At 74.9% G+C, this 17035-nt stretch carries 17 protein-coding genes; 10 read left to right on the forward strand and 7 right to left on the reverse strand.

Annotated features, from left to right (window positions below):
• Window positions 1-174 precede the first annotated feature (174 nt).
• The 3 genes from ABEA15_RS06170 to ABEA15_RS06180 all read left to right on the forward strand — a co-directional run bounded on the left by ABEA15_RS06170 (window position 175) and on the right by ABEA15_RS06180 (window position 2885).
• Window positions 175-717 (forward strand): GNAT family N-acetyltransferase, encoded by a 543-nt coding sequence (locus ABEA15_RS06170; RefSeq protein ID WP_345555897.1) that lies wholly within the window; start codon window positions 175-177, stop codon window positions 715-717.
• A gap of 120 nt (window positions 718-837) precedes the next feature.
• Window positions 838-1719, forward strand: coding sequence for a 1,4-dihydroxy-2-naphthoate polyprenyltransferase (locus ABEA15_RS06175; RefSeq protein WP_344140658.1), 882 nt, complete (start codon window positions 838-840; stop codon window positions 1717-1719).
• Between the two features lie 413 nt (window positions 1720-2132).
• Complete coding sequence (locus tag ABEA15_RS06180; protein WP_344140660.1) at window positions 2133-2885, forward strand: MIP/aquaporin family protein; 753 nt, start codon at window positions 2133-2135, stop codon at window positions 2883-2885.
• A 42-nt stretch (window positions 2886-2927) separates the two neighbouring features.
• Here the strand turns inward: ABEA15_RS06180 and dapB are convergent, their stop codons facing one another.
• The 6 genes from dapB to ABEA15_RS06210 all read right to left on the reverse strand — a co-directional run bounded on the left by dapB (window position 2928) and on the right by ABEA15_RS06210 (window position 8861).
• Window positions 2928-3671: a 4-hydroxy-tetrahydrodipicolinate reductase gene (gene dapB, locus ABEA15_RS06185; RefSeq protein ID WP_386699232.1), complete on the reverse strand. Its 744-nt coding sequence runs from the start codon at window positions 3669-3671 to the stop codon at window positions 2928-2930.
• Window positions 3672-3789: 118 nt separating this feature from the next.
• The gene (egtD, locus tag ABEA15_RS06190; RefSeq protein WP_344140662.1) at window positions 3790-4752 is read right to left on the reverse strand and encodes an L-histidine N(alpha)-methyltransferase; all 963 of its coding nucleotides are present in this window, start codon (window positions 4750-4752) and stop codon (window positions 3790-3792) included.
• A 13-nt stretch (window positions 4753-4765) separates the two neighbouring features.
• A complete protein-coding gene (gene egtC, locus ABEA15_RS06195; protein ID WP_344140665.1) occupies window positions 4766-5509 on the reverse strand; it encodes an ergothioneine biosynthesis protein EgtC in 744 nt (247 codons plus the stop codon).
• A gap of 40 nt (window positions 5510-5549) precedes the next feature.
• Window positions 5550-6911, reverse strand: coding sequence for an ergothioneine biosynthesis protein EgtB (gene egtB, locus ABEA15_RS06200; RefSeq protein WP_345555821.1), 1362 nt, complete (start codon window positions 6909-6911; stop codon window positions 5550-5552).
• 92 nt (window positions 6912-7003) lie between these two features.
• Entirely contained in the window at window positions 7004-8209 is a 1206-nt protein-coding gene (gene egtA / locus ABEA15_RS06205) for an ergothioneine biosynthesis glutamate--cysteine ligase EgtA (protein ID WP_345555822.1), read from the reverse strand.
• Window positions 8210-8366: 157 nt separating this feature from the next.
• A complete protein-coding gene (locus ABEA15_RS06210) occupies window positions 8367-8861 on the reverse strand; it encodes a hypothetical protein (RefSeq protein ID WP_344140672.1) in 495 nt (164 codons plus the stop codon).
• A 289-nt stretch (window positions 8862-9150) separates the two neighbouring features.
• Between ABEA15_RS06210 and ABEA15_RS06215 the strand changes: the two genes are divergently transcribed.
• Window positions 9151-11124 (forward strand): acyl-CoA dehydrogenase family protein, encoded by a 1974-nt coding sequence (locus ABEA15_RS06215; protein WP_345555823.1) that lies wholly within the window; start codon window positions 9151-9153, stop codon window positions 11122-11124.
• 98 nt (window positions 11125-11222) lie between these two features.
• Window positions 11223-11795 carry a hypothetical protein gene (locus ABEA15_RS06220; RefSeq protein WP_345555824.1) on the forward strand — a complete coding sequence of 191 codons (573 nt, stop codon included), beginning with the start codon at window positions 11223-11225 and terminating at the stop codon, window positions 11793-11795.
• Between the two features lie 342 nt (window positions 11796-12137).
• On the opposite strand, the gene ABEA15_RS06225 is transcribed toward ABEA15_RS06220, so the two are convergent.
• A complete protein-coding gene (locus ABEA15_RS06225) occupies window positions 12138-12719 on the reverse strand; it encodes an Lrp/AsnC family transcriptional regulator (RefSeq protein WP_345555825.1) in 582 nt (193 codons plus the stop codon).
• A gap of 200 nt (window positions 12720-12919) precedes the next feature.
• Here ABEA15_RS06225 and ABEA15_RS06230 point away from each other — a divergent pair, with 200 nt between their 5' ends.
• From ABEA15_RS06230 to ABEA15_RS06250, 5 genes are all read left to right on the forward strand, one after another.
• Window positions 12920-13279 carry a hypothetical protein gene (locus ABEA15_RS06230; protein ID WP_344140680.1) on the forward strand — a complete coding sequence of 120 codons (360 nt, stop codon included), beginning with the start codon at window positions 12920-12922 and terminating at the stop codon, window positions 13277-13279.
• A 233-nt stretch (window positions 13280-13512) separates the two neighbouring features.
• Window positions 13513-14547, forward strand: a complete 1035-nt coding sequence (locus ABEA15_RS06235; protein ID WP_345555827.1) for a thiamine pyrophosphate-dependent enzyme — start codon at window positions 13513-13515, stop codon at window positions 14545-14547.
• Between the two features lie 59 nt (window positions 14548-14606).
• Window positions 14607-15575, forward strand: a complete 969-nt coding sequence (locus ABEA15_RS06240) for an alpha-ketoacid dehydrogenase subunit beta (protein ID WP_386699328.1) — start codon at window positions 14607-14609, stop codon at window positions 15573-15575.
• Window positions 15576-15589: 14 nt separating this feature from the next.
• Window positions 15590-15982 carry a biotin/lipoyl-containing protein gene (locus ABEA15_RS06245; protein ID WP_345555828.1) on the forward strand — a complete coding sequence of 131 codons (393 nt, stop codon included), beginning with the start codon at window positions 15590-15592 and terminating at the stop codon, window positions 15980-15982.
• A gap of 88 nt (window positions 15983-16070) precedes the next feature.
• A complete protein-coding gene (locus ABEA15_RS06250; RefSeq protein ID WP_345555829.1) occupies window positions 16071-16817 on the forward strand; it encodes an alpha/beta fold hydrolase in 747 nt (248 codons plus the stop codon).
• Window positions 16818-17035: the final 218 nt, after the last annotated feature.

The raw sequence follows: 17035 nt of genomic DNA on the forward strand, positions 1-17035 counted from the left end.
CGCGGCGACCGGGTATTGCGGGGTTTCCCAGGGGTGCCCCGAGAGGCGGTCGGGGGCCGAAGCGGCGCCGCGGTTTTGCCGGGCGCGGCGCGCACTGAAAGCATGCCTGGCGCGGAGCTCGCCGGGACGGGCGGGCCCGCCCGTGGATTCGAGGACGGGATCGAGGACCTAGCGGTGTCGACGGAGCGCTTTGTCAGGCCGGCCCGGGAGGCCGACATCGGCACCGTGGTCGAGGTGCAGGTCGCCGCCTGGCGGTCGATGTACGGCCCGCTGCTGCCCGAGCGGGTGCTGGCGGAGATCGGCAGCGAGGAGGCCGCGGCCCGGTTCCGCGAGCAGTGGCACGGCGCGCTGACCGCGCCGCCGACCTCCCGGCACCGCCTGCTGGTGGCCACCGACCACCGCGCGGTGGTGGGGTTCGCCGCGCTGGGTCCCGCGGAGGACCCGGACTGCTGGCCCGGCACCGACGCCGAGGTCTACGCGCTGCACGTGCACCCCGACCACGTGCGCGAGGGCCACGGCAGCCGGCTGCTGAACGCCGCCGTGGACCACCTGGTCGACGACGGCTTCCACACCGCCCTGCTGTGGGTGCTGGAGTCCGCCAACCCGCTGCGGTCCTTCGCCGAGGCGGCCGGGTGGCGGCCCGACGGCGCCACGCGCGAGCTCGACCCGGGCGCGCCGCTGCCGATGGTGCGCCTGCACGCCGCCGTCAGCGGCTGAGCGCGCGCCGGCGCCTCGTCCCCTCCCCGCGCGGGCGGGCGGCGCGGCGGCGCTAACGTGGAATCCCGGCCCCGGGCGCACCGCTCGGGGCGGCCGGCACAAGTGAGGAAGGGTCGACGCGTGGCCACGGTCAGCCAGTGGGTGGCGGGGGCGCGTCCCCGCACGTTGCCGAACTCGATCGTCCCGGTGGCGGTGGGCACCGGGGTCGCGGTGGGCGCCGGCGGCGCCGTGTGGTGGAAGGCGCTGCTGGCGGCGGGGGTGGCGCTGGCGCTGCAGGTGGGCGTGAACTACGCCAACGACTACAGCGACGGCGTGCGCGGCACCGACACCGAGGAGCGGGTGGGACCGACCCGGCTGACGGCCGCCCGGCTGGCGGCGCCGCGGCGGGTGCTCTCGGCCGCCTGGGCCTGCTTCGCGTCGGCGGCGGCGCTGGGCCTGGTGCTGGCGGCGACCACGGCGTGGTGGCTGGTGCTGGTGGGCGCGGTCTCCATCGTGGCGGCGTGGTTCTACACCGGCGGGCGGCGCCCCTACGGCTACCGCGCGCTGGGCGAGGTGTCGGTGTTCGTGTTCTTCGGCCTGGTGGCCGTAGTGGGCACGGTGTTCGTCCAGGTGGAGGGGGTCCCCTGGCAGGGATGGGTGGCGGCCGTCCCGGTGGGGCTGCTCTCCTGCTCGGTCCTGGTGATCAACAATCTGCGCGACCTCGGCACCGATTCCCTGACCGGCAAGAACACGCTTGCGGTGCGGTTGGGCGAGGCCGGCACGCGCCGGCTGTACGCAGGGTGCGTGGGGGGCGCCTTCGTCTGCGCCCTGGCGACCGCGGCGGCGAGCTGGTGGGTGGCGCTGGTGCTGCTGGCCGCGCCGGCCGCCGTGCCGCCGGTGCGCCGGGTGCTGGGCGGGCAGACGGGCCGCGACCTGGTCGCCGGGCTGGGCGAGACCGGGCGGCTGCAGATGGTGTTCGGCGCGCTGTTCACCGCCGGGCTGGCGCTGGGCGCTCTGGGCTGATCCCGTCCGGTCCGCGCGGACGGCGGGGGCGAGCGGCGCGCCGCGCTCTGCCGCGGGCCGGCGCTGGTGCTGAGCTGCGCACCGACTCTTCGGCGCGCTCTACCGCGGCGGTGCTCCGCCGGGCGTATGGCACCGGATGTCGCATCGCGGCTTGCGCGTGCAATAGGCGGGCCGCCCGCTGTTTGCGGCGGGGTGTGGGAGGAAATGCCTATCGCGTCGGATTTCCGCATGTTGGGCAGCGGGGCCCGGAGCAGTCGTTGACATCGAATGTGACCTGAATCACACTCTTCTCAGCGTTCCGCACCGGCCCCACCCGGTGCGGGTCCGCTGCGGCCGCGGGACGGCCAGCACGCCGCCCTCGCAGCCGGTTCCGCGTCCCAACCGGCCGCGGCGGCGTAACGGCGGAGGTCCTCATGATTTATCTGGCCGAGTTCGTCGGAACGGCGATCCTCACGCTGCTTGGCTGCGGCGTCGTCGCCGGTGTCACGCTCGCCCATTCCAAAGCCGCAGGCGGCGGCTGGATCGTCATCACCTTCGGCTGGGGCCTCGCCGTGGCAATGGCCGTCTACACCGTCGGCCAGTACAGCGGCGCCCACATCAACCCGGCCGTCACGATGGGCCTAGCCTCCATCGGCCAGATGCCCTGGAGCCAGGTGCCCGGCTACATCGCGGCGCAGATCGCGGGGGGCTGCTTCGGTTCGGTGATCGTCTACCTGGCCTACCTGCGGCACTGGCGCGAAACCCCCGACGCCGAGACCAAGCTCGGCGTGTTCAGCACCATCCCCGCGGTGCGCAGCATCGGGGCCAACTTCCTCACCGAGGTCATCGGCACGTTCATGCTGATCTTCGGAATCCTGGGGATCAACGCCAACATGAACCCGCTCGGCAACATCCAGGACGGCACGCTCGCCGACCTGTTCGGCACCGGCTTCGCCCCGCTGCTGGTGGGCTTCCTGGTGCTGGCCATCGGCCTGTCCCTGGGCGGCCCGACGGGGTATGCGATCAACCCCGCGCGCGACCTGGGCCCGCGCATCGCCCACGCGCTGCTGCCCATCCCCGGCAAGGGCGGCTCGGACTGGTCCTACGCGTGGGTGCCCATTGTGGCCCCGATCATCGGCGGTGTGCTGGCCGCCCAGACCTTCGTACTCCTGGGGTTCACGGTCTAGCGGAGCGCGGGCCTGCGGCCGGGCGCGCCGGCGCGGCCGCGCTCAGTCCAGCCCCAGCAGGGGTTCCAGGCCCACGGTCACCCGGTCGGGCAGCCCGGCGACGCGGCGCACGCCCAGCAGTACGCCCGGCATGAACGACTCGCGGTTCATCGAGTCGTGGCGGATGCGCAGCGTCTCGCCGTGGGTGCCGAAGACCACCTCCTGGTGGGCGATCATCCCGGTCATGCGGAGCGCGTGCACCCGCACCCCCTCGACGTCGGCCCCGCGGGCGCCGGGGATCTCGGAGGTGGTCGCATCGGGCATCGGCTCGGCGCCGGCCCGTGCGCGGGCGCCGGCGACCAGCTCGGCGGTGCGGTAGGCGGTGCCACTGGGCGCGTCGGCCTTGTTCGGGTGGTGCAGCTCGACGATCTCGGTGGACTCGAAGTAGGGCGCCGCCTTGGCGGCGAAGTTCATCATCAGCACCGCGGCGATCCCGAAGTTGGGCGCGATCAGCGCGTTGGGACCGGGATTGGCGGCCAGGGTCTCGCGCACCTCGGCGATCCGGGCGTCGTCGAAGCCGCTGGTGCCCACCACGGCGTGGATGCCGTTCTCGGCGAGCCAGCGGATGTTGCCCACGACCTCGTCGGGGTGGGTGAAGTCGACGACGACGTCGGCGCCGCGTACGGCGCCGCGCTCGGCCGGGTCGTCGACCGCGGCGACCAGCTCGGTGTCGGCGGCGCCTTCGACCGCCTTGACGACTTCGGACCCCATGCGCCCGTAGGCGCCGAACACTCCTACCTTGATCACGGCCATTACCGTACCGGAGCCCGCGCGGCGGCCGGCCGGCGCCGCGCCCCGGCCGAACGGGTGCGGCGGCGGCCGGCGCAGGGCCCGCGGCGAAGCCCGAGCCGCGTGCGCGGCGGGCTCAGGGCCGCGCCAGCAGCACCGCGAAGTCCCCCTCGGGATCGGTCCACCAGGCGTCGAGCGAGAACCCGGCGGCCGCGAGCTCGCCGGCGACCCCCTCGCGGCGGAACTTCGCGGAGATCTCGGTGCGCATCTCCTCGCCGGCGGCGAACTCCGCGGTGAGGTCGAGCGCCGCGACCGGCACCCGCTGAGCGGCGCGGGAACGCAGCCGCATCTCGACCCACTCGGCCTCGGCGTCCCAGACGGCGACGTGGTCGAAGGCCCGGGGGTCGAACTCCGCGCCGAGCTCGCGGTCGAGCACAGCCAGCACGTTGCGGTTGAACTCGGCGGTGACCCCACGCGCGTCGTCGTAGGCGGCGACCAGGCGCCGGGGGTCCTTGACCAGGTCCACGCCCAGCAGGAGGCTGTCGCCCTCGGTGCAGCCGCTGTGCAGGTCGCTCAGGAAGGAGACCCGTTCGGCGGGCGGCTGGTTGCCCAGCGTCGAGCCGAGCACGGCCACCAGCCGCCGCCCCCCGCCGGGCAGCAGGTGCAGGTGGCGCTCGAAGTCGGCGACGACCGCGTGCACCTCCAGCCCGGGGTAGGCGTCGCCGATGGCCGCGGCCGCCTCGCTCAGGAAGCCGCCGCTGACGTCGACGGGCACGAACCGGCGCAGCGTCCCCGCGCCGCCGAGGGCGTCCAGCAGCAGCCGGGTCTTCTCCCCCGACCCCGCGCCCAGCTCCACGAGTGTGTCGGCCCCGGCGGCGGCCGCGATCTCCGGGGCGCGCTCGCGCAAAATCCGCCGCTCGGCGCGCGTCGGGTAGTACTCCTCCAGGCGGGTGATCTCTTCGAACAGCTCGCTCCCGCGCTCGTCGTAGAACCACTTGGGCGGCAGCGACTTGGGGCGGGACGCCAGTCCCTCCACCACGTCGCTGCGCAGCGCCTTGGCCAGGTCGTCGTCGGTCAGGTGGCGGTCGATGCGCAGCATGGGCACTCCGTCCTCAGGTGGCCGCGGAGAGCGGGCCGATGTGCAGGCCGTCCCGGTCGGCGGTGACCAGGCAGCCGTCGGGTACCGCCTGCCAGGCGGGGTCGTCGTCGAGCGGTTCGGACGCCAGCCACACGCCGTGCGGCCCGCTGCGGGCGTAGAGCGTGTCGCCGTCGGCGGTGGCGGCCAGGCGGGAGCCGTCGGAGGCGAGCAGGTTGTATCGGCCGGGCGAGCAGGCGCGGGCTTCGGCGGCGACCCGGGCCAGGGCCTCGCCCAGGCCGGCGCCCGAGCGCCACAGCCGCAGCGCGGCGGCGAACAGCGGCGCGGAGTCGACCGGCGTGCGGGCGTCGAGGGCGCCCGGCGGCGCGGGCGTCCCCAGGCGCGCGGCCAGTGTCTCGTCGTCCTTGGCCGCGCCGTTGTGCGAGAACAGCCAGGCGTCCGCGCGGAACGGCTGGGCGCAGGACTCGTCGGTGCCGAAGCCGGGGGTGGCGTCGCGCACCGCCGCGACCGCGCAGGTCGCGGTGATCGCACGGGCGGCGTCGGCGAAGGAGGAGTCGGCCCAGATCGGCATGGCGCGGCGGTAGCGCAGCGGTTCGGACCGCCGCCCGTCGTACCAGCCCGCGCCGAAGCCGTCGGCGTTGACGGTGCCGTGGCGCTGCTCGCGCGGCGCGTAGGACTGGGTGTGCAGCGAGTAGGGGGCGGCGTAGAGCAGGTCGTGCAGGGTGCGGGGCGCACCGAGGTAGGCCACGTGGCGGCACATCAGCGCACCGCCTCCCGCACCGCGCCCGCCGCGGCCCGGCTCACCGCCGGCCCCCGGCCCCGCCGGCGCCTTCGGCGTCGCGTGCGCAGCGGAACCCGCTGAAGATCTGCCGGCGTATGGGGTGGTCCCAGTTGCGGAAGGTGGCCCGCACCGCTGTGGAGTGGGTGGCCCAGGAGCCGCCGCGCAGCACCTTGTAGTCGCCGCCGAAGAACACCTCGGAGTACTCCCGGTAGGGGAACGCCGCGAACCCCGGGTAGCCGTGGAAGTCCGAGGAGGTCCACTCCCAGACGTCGCCGAGCATCTGCAGCGCGCCGCTGGGGGCTGCGCCGGCCGGGTAGGTCCCGGCGGCCGCGGGCCGCAGCAGGCGCTGGCCCAGGTTGGCGTGCGCTTCGCCGGGCTCGGCGGAGCCCCAGGGGAAGCGCAGGCTCTGCCCGGTCGCGGGGTCGTAGCGGGCCGCCTTCTCCCACTCGGCCTCGGTGGGCAGCCGCTTTCCGGCCCAGCGGGCGTAGGCCTCGGCCTCGTGGAAGGACACGTGCTGGACGGGTTCGTCCATGGGCAGCGGCTCGACCCGGCCCAGGCGCCGCCGCAGCACGCCGCCGGCGCCGTCGTCGGTCCAGAAGGCGGGACCGCGCTTGCCCGATGCGGTGCGCCAGTCCCAGCCGCGCGGGCTCCACCAGCGGGGGTCGTCGTAACCGCCGTCGGCGACGAACTCCAGGTACCGGGCGTTGGTGACGGCCCGGGTGTCGATCCAGAACGCGGGCACCTCGACGGTGTGGGCGGGGCGCTCGTTGTCGTAGGCCCACGGGTCGGCGGTGGTGCCCATGGTGAAGGGGCCCGCCTCGACCAGCACCTCGTCGGGGCCGGCGAACGCGCCCGGCGGCGGTGCGGGCGGGTCGGCCAGTACCGGGTCGCCGCGGCGCAGCTGGTGGGTGGCGAGCATCGTCTCGTCGTGCTGGTGCTCGTGCTGGATGACCATGTGGTAGACGAACCCGCCGTCGAGCAGCGGGGTCCCGGCGTCGAAGGCGGCCCTGTCCAGGGAGTCCAGCACCCGGTCGCGGACGCGGGCGTTGTAGTCCTCGGCCTCGCGCGGCGAGAGCAGCGGCAGGCCGACGCGTTCGGCGCGCGGGTTCTCGAAGGCGTCGTAGAGGACGTCGATGTCGGGGCGCAGCGCCTCGCCGCCCGCGGCGGTGCGCAGCAGCCACTGCTCCTCGTAGTTGCCGACGTGGGCGAGGTCCCACACCAGCGGGGACATCAGGGGCGAGTGCTGGGCGACGAGCTCGGTCTCGTCGAGGGCCTCCAGGGTCAGGCCGACGCTGCGCGCCCGGCCGGTGTCGAGTTCGGCGGCGATGCGCGCGCGCAGGTTCTCGGCGGCGGCGCGCTCGCCCGTGGCGTGTTCGGTCATGGCGTGTCTCTCTCCTCGCTCGCGCGTGCGGACGCGCCCGGGTGCGCGGGGCGCGGTGCGGGATGCGGCGCTGGGGCGGATGGGGCGGCGGGCTAGGCCGCCACGTCCAGGCGTTGCAGGTCGGCGGGGCAGCGCCCGCGCTCGACGAAGTGCTCGCGGTAGTCGTCGACGACGCCGGCCAGCTCGGCGGAGTCCATGCGGCCCAGCGCCCCGGCGGCGGCGCCGAAGCAGGTGCGCGCGCATTCGGCCAGGGCGGGGTCGGTCAGTGCGGCGCGTGCGGCGCGGGCCCACAGCGGGCGGTCCGGGTCGGCGCCGCGGCAGAGCCGGTCGACGGCTTCGGCGGCGGTCTGCGCCGCGGCCGGGTCGTCCAGCAGGGCCGCCGCGACCGCGATGGGTACCGGCCACCAGCGCTCGGGCAGCGCGTCGATCATCCGCAGCTCCAGCCATCCCCGCGGCCGCACCGGCGGAAACAGGGTGCTGAGGTGGTAGACGAGGTCGTCGCGGGTGGGCGGGCGCGGCCTGCCTTCGGCGATCCACTCGCCGAAGGCGATGCCGGGGTCGACCACCCAGGGCAGCGCGTCGTCGCGAATGGTCATCAGCCGGGCGCGCAGCGCGTAGCCGGTCCAGGCGGTGACGGGGTCGCCGCAGGCGACCGGCCGGGTGCGGGTGGGATCGATGGCGTCCCAGATGGCCCAGCGCGTGGAGCGCCAACCGGTGCTGCGCCCCCGGTGGATGGGCGAGTTGGCGAAGGCGGCGACGAAGAGCGGGCCCAGCCGGTTGGCCAGGCGCCAGCGGTTGGCGGCGTCGGCGGTGTCGGCGCCGATGTCCAGGCATACCTGGAGCGAGGCGGTGCTGCACATCATCAGCGGTCCGGTGGAGCAACCGGCGGAGTGGAAGTAGTCCGCCATCGCGGCGTAGCGCGGGAGCGTGAGCTGGCGGACCGGTGGGCGCCGCGGGTCGAGGCCGTTCCCGTCGAGGACCAGGCCGGCGGCGTGCAGGCGGTCGCGGATGAGGTCGAGGTCTCGCGCCAGGGCGGCGTGGGCGGCCCCGGGGCCGGAAAGGGGCGGCGAGCTGAGCTCGAGCTGCCCTCCGGGTTCGAAGGTGACGGTGCAGTTTCCGGGAAGCGGTCCGATCTCGGCGACGAGGGCCGAGAGGCGGCCGAGTGGGACGGGCTCGCGGGGGCGCAGCGGGTCGCGCACCAGCCATTCCGTCTCGGCGCCCACGCGGCCGGGAGGTCCGGTCTTGAAGCAGATGCCGTTGATGTAGTCCTGCACGTCGTTCTCGGTGAGGTAAGCCACGACTCATCCTCCGTGTAGCGGACGTAGCACTATCTCTGCCCCGGGTGCACCCGTTTGCAACATCGCCGGCCCGCGGCGCGGCCGAAGTCCGCGCAAACCGCAGTCGACGCCGGCGCGAACGGCCGGTGAGCCGGGGCGGGCGGGTGCGGGCCGCAGGTCAGCCCAGGGGGGCCTGGTAGCTCTCGGAGGCCAGCGCCAGTCCCGAGCGCCACAGGAACGCCTGCTTGGGCGAGTCGTGGCCGCCGGCCTCGACGACCATGCGCACCGCGCCCAGCGCGCTCAGCCGGGGGCGGGCCTGCTCCAGCAGCGCCGAGCCCGAGCCCCACCAGTCGGCGGGGTCGGCGACCCAGAAGTCGTCGATGTAGGCGAGGTGCCCGCCGGGAGCGTAGACGTCGGGGGCCGGGCCCAGCACCGCCAGCAGGCACCCGCTGACCGCGGGCCCGCGCCCGGCCACCAGGGCGAGCCCGCTGCTGTGGTCGGCGACGATCCTGCTCACACGGGCGCGGTGGCGTTCGCGCGCGTCGGGTGCGGGGTCCCAGAAGCCGGGGGCGTGGTCGCGGTAGTCGGTGCGCCGCCGGTGCGCGAGCTCGACGATCGCCTCGATGTGCGAGGGGCCGGCCGCCGCCACCTCCGGCCGCTGGTCGGGTCTCATCCGCCGTCCTCCCGTCCACCGCCGCCCGTGACCGGTGCGCCGCGCCGTCGGCCCCGCTCCCGAGCGGCCCGGGACACTGCACGTCGGTTTCAGCCTTCCCCCGGGAAGCGGGTTGTACGACACTCGCCGGACATTCCACCGGATTTCGCTGCATACGCCGCCGTGGCCGCCGTCTTCCGGCCGCCGCCGCCCGCCGCACCCCGGCGCGCGGCGGCGCGGAGTGGTACGACGGTGCATGAGGCCCGAGCGGGTCCGGCACGGTCCGGCCCGGCCGCAGAAGGGGGAACCCATGACCGAAGCCGACGTCCGCCCCGCCTACCCGCCGGAGCTGCGCACGCTGCTGGACGGCCGCTGGCGCCGCGTCCGCGAGCTCGCGCGCGAGCACCTGCGCGGGGAGCGGTTCCGCCCCGTCGCGGGCCTGGGTGCGGAGGAGCACCGCGAGCGCGTGTTCGAGCAGCTCAAGGAGATCGCCGCCACCGACATGTCCGCCTACGGGTTCGCCACCGAGTACGGCGGCGAGGACGACGTGGGCGCCTCGGTGGTCGCCTTCGAGTCGCTGGTGTGCGATCTGTCGCTGATGGTCAAGGTGGGCGTGCAGTGGGGCCTGTTCGGCGGCGCGATCCAGGCGCTGGGCACCGACCGCCACCACGCCGCCTACCTGCCGCGGGTGATCTCGCTGGAGCTGCCCGGGTGCTTCGCGATGACCGAGACCGGCCACGGCTCCGACGTGCAGCGGCTGCGCACCCGGGCGGCGTACGACCCGGCGACCGAGGAGTTCGTCGTCACCACCCCCGACGACGCCGCCCGCAAGGACTACATCGGCAACGCCGCCCGCGACGGGCGCATGGCGGTCGTCTTCGCCCAGCTGGCCACCCCGGGCGACGAGCACGGCGTGCACGCGCTGCTGGTGCCGATCCGCGACGCCGACGGCAGCCCGATGCCGGGCGTGCGCATCGCCGACTGCGGACCCAAGGCCGGCCTCAACGGGGTGGACAACGGCCGACTGTGGTTCGACTCGGTGCGGGTGCCCCGCGAGGCGCTGCTCAACCGCTACGGCGACGTCGCGCCCGACGGCACCTACTCCAGCCCCATCGACAGCGACAACCGCCGGTTCTTCACCATGCTCGGCACCCTGGTGCGCGGCCGCATCAGCGTCGCCGGCGGCGCGGGCGGCGCCACCAAGGCGGCGCTGGCCATCGCCGTCAAGTACGCCGGAGTCCGCCGCCAGTTCGACCGGCCCGGCACCGGCGAGGAGGTCGTGCTGCTGGACTACCGCGCCCACCAGCGCCGGCTGCTGCCGGCCCTGGCCCGGACCTATGCGCTGCACTTCGCCCAGGAGGAGCTGGTCACGGCGCTGCACGAGCGCCACAGCGGCGAAGGCGAGCGCACCCGCGACGAGCGCGGCCAGCGTGAGCTGGAGGCGCGCGCCGCCGGGATCAAGGCGCTGGCCACCTGGCACGCCACCCGCACGATCCAGACCTGCCGGGAGGCCTGCGGCGGCGCCGGCTACCTGCAGGAGAACCGGCTTCCCCAGCTCAAGGCCGACACCGACGTCTTCACCACCTTCGAGGGCGACAACACCGTCCTGCTGCAGCTGGTGGCCAAGGGCCTGCTGACCGACTACCGCCAGGAGTTCGGGGACCTGGACCCACTGGGCATGGCGCGCTTCGCCGCCGGGCAGTTCCTCGGCGCGGTGATCGAGCGCACCGCCGCGCGCTCGCTGATCGAACGGCTGGTCAGCGCAGCGCCGGGCCGCGGCGACACCTCCGACCTCTACGACCGCGGCTGGCAGCTCGGCCTGTTCGAGGACCGGGAGAAGCACGTCCTCGACGGGCTCGCGCGGCGGCTGCGCCGGGCGGGCTCCTCAGGCGCCGACGCCTTCGAGGTGTTCAACGAGGCCCAGGACCACGTGCTGGCGGCCGCGCGGGCGCACATGGAGCGCGTCGTGCTGGAGGCGTTCGTCGCCGCGATCGACCGCTGCGGCGACGCCGAGGCGCGGGACCTCCTCGACCGGGTGTGCGATCTGTTCGTGCTGTCGGCGGTGGAGGAGGACCGCGCCTGGTTCCTGGAGCACGAGCGGTTGACCGCGACCCGCGCCAAGTCGGTGACCCAGGAGGTGAACCGGTTGTGCGCGCGGCTGCGCCCGCACGCCGAGGCGCTGGTCGACGCGTTCGGCATGCCCGACGAGTGGCTGGCGGCGCCCATCGCGCTGGGTGCCGAGGAGCGCCGCCGGCAGGGGCGGGGCGCGGCCCCGGGCCGCTGAACCGCGGCGCCCGCGCCGCTCCCGCGGAGCCGGCCGCGCAGCCGGGACGCCGGTGCGCCGCGTTCGGAAGGCGGCACAGCGCCAGTAGGTTGGCGGCAATGAACACGCCATCGAGCAGCGACGACCGGCCCAGCGGGCCGGAACCCACTGACCGCGAGGCCGAGCCGGCTCCCGAGGCCGGCGAGGACGCGCGGGAGCACGGCGGAGCCGCCGCGGCGGCTCCGCCCGAGGAGGGCGACCGGTTCGACCCCTTCATCGCCGACGACACCGACGAGGCCGAGGACGAGGAGCTCGCCGGGCCCGACGACTATGCAGCGACCGCGCGGCCGGCTCCCGGGGGCGGCCTTCTGGGAGCCGAGACGTTCTCCCTCGCGGCGCTGCTCGCCGTCGGGGGCGCGCTGGTGGGGCCCCGGCTGGTGCAGATGCTGTCCAGCGTGACCGCCCAGGACCAGGTCTCGGCCGTCTCCGGAACCATCCTCGGAGACGCCGTGGTGGCGCTGATCGGCGTGGCGCTCGGCCTCGTCGGCGCGGGGCTGGCCAACGAGGGCAGCCGCCCGTGGGTGCGCTGGGCCGCGGGCGCGGCCGTGCTCATCGGGCTGCTGTTCGCCGTCGGCTCGGTGGTGGCCTATCTGCTGGTCCCGGCACCGGCGCCCGTGGGCCCCCCGATGTAGCCGGATGCCCCCGGCCGCCGGCCCCTCCCTCCGGCGCAGAACGCCGCACACGCCGCGGTCCTGTCCGCACAGCGACGGGGCCGCGGCCGCCTGGGGACGACCGGTTCCGGGGACGTGTGCCCCCGTGGTCACGCACCGCGGGGCGTGTGTGGCCACCTCACCACCGGCGTCGGCACCGCCGTAGCGCTCCCGCGCGTTACCGGGCACCGGGAAGGGACTTCCCGCCATCCGGGGCAGACGGATTCCGGCAGCCGGGGGTTCCGGCCGCCGGCCGTATGCGGCGCCCGGCGGCCCGCTGGGCAAAGCGCACGCTTGGGGCCTACGAGAGCCGTCGGGCAGCCCTCACTCGGCGGGCTTGACCACCGGGCGGTGCACCACCTCGTCGATGACCGTGAGGGTCTGGGTGGCGGTGACGCCCGGCAGGGCCTGCAGCCGGGTGAGGATCAGGTCGCGCAGCTGGTTGGTGTCGGCCACCCGCACCAGCAGCACGATGTCGGCCGAGCCAACGACGTACCAGCAGTACTCGATCTCGGGGTAGGAGGAGAGCACCTCGCGGTTGGCCCGCCAGTCGGGCTGGCTGCCCGAGATGAGCACCAGGGCGGTGACGCCCAGCCCCATCCGGGCGTGGTCGGCCACCACGGAGTAGCCCCGGATGACGCCGTCGTCGGTGAGCCGCTTGATGCGGTTGTAGGCGGTCGCGCGGGACACGTTGGCCATGGCCGCGATCTCGGTGATGCCGGTCCGCGCGTCGTCGGCGAGCGCCCCGATGATGATCTCGTCGGTGGCGTCGGGCAGCCGCGCGTCGCGCCGCCGGCTCCGATCGGCCTCCTCGCCCGCCGGTGCGGGCCGGAGGGGCTTTCGGCGTTCGGATTCCGCGGTCTGCCGCGCGCGCCCGTGCTCCTGCTGCTGCTGGCCGTCGGCCATTCCCTGACTCCTGGGGGTTCGCCTTGAGCGACGGCCGGGCGGGCGACCATCGGCATTTGGTCATTCCGGTCAATTATCGAGAGCGCGTGCGGCCTTTGGCCACCCGCGCCGCGGAATCGGCACCCCGTGGGCGGAGGCGGCCGATCTAACATGTTGCCAGGACGCGCGGCGTACGCGTGCGGTGACCGCAAGGAGGCGCCATGCCCATCTCCCCCGACGTCCGCGAACGTGCGCGGGGCTTCCTGCCGGCCCGAGTCGAGATCCGCTACATCTTCCCCGCCTCGTGGAACGAGTCCAGCTTCTTCGTGTTCGCCGTGACCGACGCGGCCGTCACCGTGCTCGTGAACCGGCTGCTGAGCCGCACCCGCCCCAAGAGCATCTGGGGCGTCTTCCCGCGCAACGTGCGCATCGGCCCGGTCGAGACCCACCTGATCCCCACCTTCCACTTCGGCGGCCACACCTTCGAGGTCGACGACGAGTACGTCTCGGTGATCAACGCCTGCGACGCCGAGCTCCAGGGCGCGGCGTCGCTGCCGCCCGACCCGCTCCCGGACCTCTGAGGGCCCCCGGCCCGCACCGCGGAGGCCCGCCGGCACCCGCGCACCGTGTATCGGCAGCGACCTCCCATGACCACGTGAATTAGACGATTGCGGATCAGATTGCCAATCTCGTCCTCTGCTGTATGCATTTTTCGCCCATCTCTAGCGCAGGTGTCGATATCCGGCGCACAATCGAGATCGTCACCGCCGGGCGGCCCGACCGCCTACCGCACGCAGCAGAGGGAGGCTCCGCAATGCCGACCGGTGAGCAGCCGGAACCACAGGAGGAACCGGACCCCCCGCTGTCCGCCGAGCTGTCGCGCCGCCTGTACCGCATGATGCTCACCGCGCGGCTGCTGGACGCCGAGGCCGTGGCGCTGCAGCGCCAGGGCGTGTTCCCCGCCTACGTCTCCCTGCGCGGCCAGGAGGCCGCCCAGGTCGGCAGCGCCGCCGCCATGGACCGCGAGCGCGACTTCGCGTTCCCCACCTACCGCGAGATGGCCGTCGCGCTGACGCTGGGCGTGGACATGGTCGGCTACATGGCCAGCCACCGGGCCCTGTGGCACGGCGGGCTCTACGACCCCATCGCGTCGCGGTTCGCACCGGTCAACGCCGTGGTCGGCGGGCCGGTGCCGCACGCGGTGGGCTGGGCCCTTGGCGAGAAGCTCGCCGGGCGCACCGGCTGCGCCGTGTCCTATTTCGGCGACGGCGCCAGCTCCGAGGGCGACGTGCACGAGGCGATGAACCTGGCCGGTGTGCTCAGCGCGCCGGTGGTGTTCGTCTGCCAGAACAACGGCTGGGCGCTGTCGGTGCCCAACGAGGGCCAGGTGGCGGGCGGGTCGGTGGCCGCGCGCGCCGCCGGATACGGGATGCCCGGCACCGCCGTCGACGGCGATGACGCCGCGGCTGTCTACACCGCCGTCGGCGAGGCGCTGGCGCGCGCCCGCTCGGGGGACGGGCCGAGCCTGGTCGAGGCGCTGACCTACCGCGCCGCGCCGCACTCCACCTCCGACGACACCTCGCGCTACCGCGACCCCGCCGAGGAGCGCGCCTGGGCCGAGCGGGACCCGCTGCCGCGGGCGCGCGCCGCGCTGGAGGCGGCCGGGCACGCCGACGCCGCGTTCTTCGAGCGCGCCGAGGCCGAGTGCCGCGCCGAGGCCGAGCGAATCCGCGACGGTGTCAGCGCCGCGCCCGAGCCGCCCGGTTCGGACCTGTTCACCCATGTCTTCCGCGAACCCACCGAGGAACTCGCCCGCCAGCGGCGGGTCTGGCAGGAGGAGGTCGGATGAGCCCGACTGCGACCGGCACGGCCGGCGGCGCCGCAGAGGCGCCCGCACCGCCGGCCACCATGCGCGAGGCGCTGAACCGCGCGCTGGACGAGGCCCTGGCCGAGGACCCGGCAACCCTGGTCTTCGGCGAGGACGTGGGCCGGCTGGGCGGCGTCTTCCGGGTCACCGACGGCCTGCAGCGGCGCCACGGCGAGCACCGCGTCTTCGACACTCCGCTGTCGGAGGCGGCCATCGCCGGGATGGCGGTGGGCCTGGCGATGAACGGCTGGCGCCCGGTTCCCGAGCTGCAGTTCGACGGGTTCGCGTATCCGGCCCTGGACCAGATCGTCAACCAGATCGCCCGGATGAACTACCGCTCGCGCGGCGCGGCCCCGATGCCCGTCACGGTGCGGGTGCCCAGCTTCGGCGGCATCCAGGCGCCCGAGCACCACGGCGAGAGTCTGGAGGCCGTCTTCGCCCACGTGCCGGGACTGAAGGTCGCCGCCCCCTCCGACGCCGCCGACGCCTACCGCCTGCTGCTGCAGTCGGTGCGCTCCGACGACCCCGTGGTCTTCATGGAGCCCAAGGCGCGCTACTGGGACCGCGTCGACTCCCCCGACGGCGCCGCGCCGGCCGGCGACCTGCCCGTGGGAGCGAGCCGCGTGGTGCGCCGCGGCCGCCACGCCACCCTGGTGGCCTGGGGCGCGATGGTCCACCGCTGCCTCCAGGCGGCCGAGTTCGCGGCCGAGGACGGCGTGCAGCTGGAGGTGCTGGACCTGCGCTGGCTCAAGCCGCTCGACTCCGCCGGCCTGGCCGAGTCGGTGCGGCGCACCCGGCGCGCCGTCGTCGTGCACGAGGCGCCGCTGACCGCCGGGCTCGGCGGCGAGGTCAGCGCGCTGATAACGGAGGGGGCGTTCTCGCGGCTCGCCGCTCCGGTCCAGCGGGTGGCGGGGTTCGACGTGCCCTACCCCGCGGGCCCGCTGGAGCCGCAGTACCTGCCCACCGTCGACCGCATCCTGTCCGCTGTGCAGCGGACGCTCGGCGCCTAGGAGGCCCACCGCAGATGACGCAGCCGAACGAGACGACGTTCCACCTGCCCGACCTGGGCGAGGGCCTGGTCGAGGCGACGGTGCTGGAGTGGCTGGTGCGCCCGGGCGAGCGGGTCGAGCGCAACGGGCCGCTGGTGGAGGTCGAGACCGACAAGTCCGCGGCCGAGATCCCGTCGCCGCACACCGGCGTGGTCGCCCGGTTGCACGCCGAGGAGGGGGACGCGGTCGCGGTGGGCGCGCCCCTGGTCACCTTCGAGGTCGCGGCGCAGGAAGCGGCGGGGATCGTGGGCACCGTCCCCGGTGGGGAGGCGCCGCGCCGCCGCGTCCGGCTCCGCCTGCCCGAAGAGGACCGGGATGGGCAGGACGAGAAGGACGAGGCCGACGACCGGGGCGAGCGCGACCGGTGAGCCCGCTGCTGCCGGCCGAGAGAAGAGCCCCCGGCGCCGGGCGTGCGCGACGCGCCGGGGCGCCGCCCCGGATGCGAGGGGACCGCCGATGACCCGCTACACGCTCCCGGCCCCGGTGCCGCTGAGCCACACCGCGCCCGACCCCGCGGCCGCGGGGGTGCCGGTGCTGCTCGTCCACGGGTTCGGCTCGGACTACGAACTGAACTGGGAGCGCACCGGCTGGACCCGGGCGCTCGCGGACCTGCCGGTCTTCGGCTGCGACCTGCGGGGACACGGCGCCAGCGGCAAGCCGCACGACTCCCGGGAGTACACGCCCGCGGCCTTCGTCGGCGACCTCGCCGCGGTGCTCGACGCGCTGGCGATCGAGCGCGCCGACGTGGTGGGCTACTCGCTGGGCGCGCGTCTGGCCTGGGAGCTGGCACTGGCCCACCCGCACCGTGTGCGCCGCGCGGTGCTGGCCGGGTTCGGTCCCCGCGACGCGTTCGCCGGCACCGACCTGGAAAATCTGGAGGCCGACGACTCGCCGTTCGGGCGGGTCTTCCGCTCCGCCGCCGCGCTCCCCGGAGGCGACCCCGCGGCGCTGGCGGCGTGCGCGCGGGGGCAGGCGGCCCACCCCTTCCGCGCCGAGCCCGCGCCGGAGGGGACGCCGATGCTGCTGATGGCCGGCGAGCGCGACGAGCTGGCCGACGGCGTGGAGGACCTCGCCCGCGGGGTGGGCGGCGCGGTGCTGCGGGCCCCGGGGCGCGACCACCGCACTGCCGTCGCCGCCCGGTCGCTGAAGCGGGCCGCGACCGAGTTCCTCACCGCGGAGGCGGACGCGCTGTCCCAGAGCTGACGCGGCGCCGCGCACACCGACGCGCCGTCACCCTCCGCTACCGAACGGCGCCTTCGGACGTGGGCGAGAATTGCCGTTGCGCACCGGCCGCCGGGCCTGGCGAGACGGGTGGAGACCAACGGCGGAACTGCGAATCGGTAACGTCCGTTTCGCTCCGCTCTCGCCTTCATAACAACCGTTCTCTGGTGATTGGTCGCTTTTCACGGAACGTATATCGT

The organism is Streptomonospora halophila (genome assembly GCF_039542725.1).
Classification (GTDB): Bacteria; Actinomycetota; Actinomycetes; order Streptosporangiales; family Streptosporangiaceae; genus Streptomonospora; species Streptomonospora halophila.

What these genes read in the sequence shown, in the direction of transcription:
- ABEA15_RS06180 (WP_344140660.1), top strand. Translation starts at nt 2,133, where the DNA reads ATGATTTATCTGGCCGAGTTCGTCGGAACGGCGATCCTCACGCTGCTT.
- egtD (WP_344140662.1), bottom strand. Translation starts at nt 4,752, where the DNA reads ATGCTGCGCATCGACCGCCACCTGACCGACGACGACCTGGCCAAGGCG.
- egtC (WP_344140665.1), bottom strand. Translation starts at nt 5,509, where the DNA reads ATGTGCCGCCACGTGGCCTACCTCGGTGCGCCCCGCACCCTGCACGAC.
- egtB (WP_345555821.1), bottom strand. Translation starts at nt 6,911, where the DNA reads ATGACCGAACACGCCACGGGCGAGCGCGCCGCCGCCGAGAACCTGCGC.
- ABEA15_RS06210 (WP_344140672.1), bottom strand. Translation starts at nt 8,861, where the DNA reads ATGAGACCCGACCAGCGGCCGGAGGTGGCGGCGGCCGGCCCCTCGCAC.
- ABEA15_RS06215 (WP_345555823.1), top strand. Translation starts at nt 9,151, where the DNA reads ATGACCGAAGCCGACGTCCGCCCCGCCTACCCGCCGGAGCTGCGCACG.
- ABEA15_RS06220 (WP_345555824.1), top strand. Translation starts at nt 11,223, where the DNA reads ATGAACACGCCATCGAGCAGCGACGACCGGCCCAGCGGGCCGGAACCC.
- ABEA15_RS06225 (WP_345555825.1), bottom strand. Translation starts at nt 12,719, where the DNA reads ATGGCCGACGGCCAGCAGCAGCAGGAGCACGGGCGCGCGCGGCAGACC.
- ABEA15_RS06230 (WP_344140680.1), top strand. Translation starts at nt 12,920, where the DNA reads ATGCCCATCTCCCCCGACGTCCGCGAACGTGCGCGGGGCTTCCTGCCG.
- ABEA15_RS06235 (WP_345555827.1), top strand. Translation starts at nt 13,513, where the DNA reads ATGCCGACCGGTGAGCAGCCGGAACCACAGGAGGAACCGGACCCCCCG.
- ABEA15_RS06240 (WP_386699328.1), top strand. Translation starts at nt 14,607, where the DNA reads ATGCGCGAGGCGCTGAACCGCGCGCTGGACGAGGCCCTGGCCGAGGAC.
- ABEA15_RS06245 (WP_345555828.1), top strand. Translation starts at nt 15,590, where the DNA reads ATGACGCAGCCGAACGAGACGACGTTCCACCTGCCCGACCTGGGCGAG.
- ABEA15_RS06250 (WP_345555829.1), top strand. Translation starts at nt 16,071, where the DNA reads ATGACCCGCTACACGCTCCCGGCCCCGGTGCCGCTGAGCCACACCGCG.